Genomic DNA, 2,180 nt, shown 5'->3' with positions numbered 1-2,180 from the left:
GCTTGTACCTGTGCTTCGTATTTCGATAGAACCTGATCCACAAAACCAGCCAGTTCATCACTATTTTCTTCAATTAGCAAGCTATGTTCAGTAGCCAGTTTATTTACATCGGCACCCGCATTATTAACGATTAAAGGCAACAGCTGTTGCAATGCAATTTGTTGGGTGATCTTTTTATTATCTACCAGGTTAATTACGTCTGCGAGTTGCACAGGACTAACTTTAAAGCCTGATATTGTGATCTCTTGTTCACTTAACAAAGCTCTGATAGATCCGGTAAGCCAGTTCACCAGGCTCTTTGTATTTTTAATTATAGGCAATGCCGAATTAAAATAGGTAAGCAAGTCAATATCTTCAGCAAGTAATGTAGCTTCAGATGCGTTAACTCCATAATCTTTTACCAGTCTTTTAGAGATCTCCGAGGGTAGTTCAGGCATTGTGGCCTTTATCTGCTCCAGCCACTCATCAGAAATATGTACGGGCGGCAAATCCGGATCCGGAAAATACCTGTAATCATTGGCTTCTTCCTTGCTCCGCATTGGCGATGTTGTACCTTCTTCAGCATCAAAGTTCAATGTGCTCTGTACAATCCTTCCTCCGGTGGCTACAACCTCTTTTTGCCTGTTAAACTCAAAATCCATTGCCCTGCGCACGTTTCTTATGGAGTTTAGGTTTTTTACCTCGCAGCGCGTTCCAAATTCTGTTGCACCAACCTCACGGATAGAGATATTTGCATCACAACGCAAACTTCCTTCTTCCATATTGCCATCACTCACATTTAAATGACGAACCAATTTCCTCATCTCTGTTAACAGCGCAGATGCTTCTTCTGAACTTCTGATATCAGGTTCTGTAACAATCTCTATTAATGGAACCCCTGCCCTGTTTAGATCTACATAAGAGTATTGATCATTCTGATCATGCATACTTTTACCGGCATCCTCTTCCAGGTGTATCCTGTTAATTCCGATGCGTTTTTCTTCACCATTGCTTAGCGTTACATTCAGATAACCATTCTGACAGATGGGCTTGTTATCCTGAGTAATCTGATATCCTTTAGGCAAATCGGCATAGAAATAATTCTTTCTATCAAAAAAATTGAGCTGGTTAATTGTGCAATTTAAGGCCAGGCCCATTCTAACGGCTTTAGCAACCACCTCTTTATTCAATTTAGGCAAAGCGCCTGGTAATGCCAGCGAAACAGCAGAGATATGCTCATTAGGTTTTGCTCCGAAAGAAGCACTATCCGACGAGAATATTTTTGTTTGTGTGTTTAATTGTACGTGGATTTCTAAACCAGATACCAATTCGAATTCTGATGGAGAAACTGCAGTTTTCGTACTCATTTATATGCAATAATTAACTTTATTCAACATGTATTTAAGATACAAACATAACCATTTATGCGTTATTAACACAGATTTGTAGCCAGAATTATACTTATGGCACAAACTTTGGTTTTAATACATCACACACAAATAATAAATCAATTCTATGAAAAAACTATTTTTATTGGCGATGCTTGGATTTGCATCAATAATAGCTGCAACAGCACCTGCAAAGGCGCAAGTAAACATTAGTGTTAACATAGGCTCACAGCCGCAATGGGGACCAAGAGGCTATGATTATGTAGACTACTATTACATGCCCGACATTGAGAGTTATTACTATGTACCAACCAGGCAGTTTATTTACCTAAACGGAAACAGGTGGGTTCATTCTCGTTCACTGCCACATAGATACAGGGGTTACAACTTATACTCTGGAAGAAAATACGTAATTAATTCGCCAAGACCATATCATAACCACAATGCGTATAGGGTTAAATATGGCAGACATGATAACTGGAAAGGGAATAGAAGACATTACACTGAAAGATATCGTGAAGATAGACACTATGATAATGGCAGAAGACAATACAGAGAAAGAGGTAATGACAGAAGACGCGACAACAGGCATTACGAAAACAAAAGGGAAAGAAGAGATCCGGGTATTGAAAGAATAATCAGACCAAGAGGGTAAAAGCTTTTCATCACTCGTTATGCTGAAGAGCACCCGTCATCCTGAATTTATTTCAGGACCTCGCACAAGCAAGGCTTTCTTTCTCTTGAGGGGGGCTGAAATAAATTCAGGATGACGGGCGCGTTCAAACTGATGTGTTTAAACTAATACATTCAAAC

At 39.5% G+C, this 2,180-nt stretch carries 2 protein-coding genes; one reads left to right on the top strand and one right to left on the bottom strand.

What is annotated here, in order from left to right; all coding sequences use genetic code 11:
• The coding region (gene gatB, locus AC1DDX_RS26680) for an Asp-tRNA(Asn)/Glu-tRNA(Gln) amidotransferase subunit GatB (protein ID WP_477622955.1) at nucleotides 1-1,346 on the bottom strand (1,346 nt) is incomplete at its 3' end.
• Nucleotides 1,347-1,494: 148 nt separating this feature from the next.
• On the opposite strand from gatB, the gene AC1DDX_RS26675 reads away from it, so the two are divergent.
• Complete coding sequence (locus AC1DDX_RS26675; RefSeq protein ID WP_337717968.1) at nucleotides 1,495-2,022, top strand: hypothetical protein; 528 nt, start codon at nucleotides 1,495-1,497, stop codon at nucleotides 2,020-2,022.
• Nucleotides 2,023-2,180 lie beyond the last annotated feature (158 nt).

This window comes from Pedobacter sp. 10L46_2 (genome assembly GCF_056395165.1).
This window is presented reverse-complemented; position numbering and strand designations above follow the sequence as displayed.

Coding starts and splice junctions, on each gene's coding strand:
- AC1DDX_RS26675 (WP_337717968.1), top strand. CDS start 1,495: ATGAAAAAACTATTTTTATTGGCGATGCTTGGATTTGCATCAATAATA.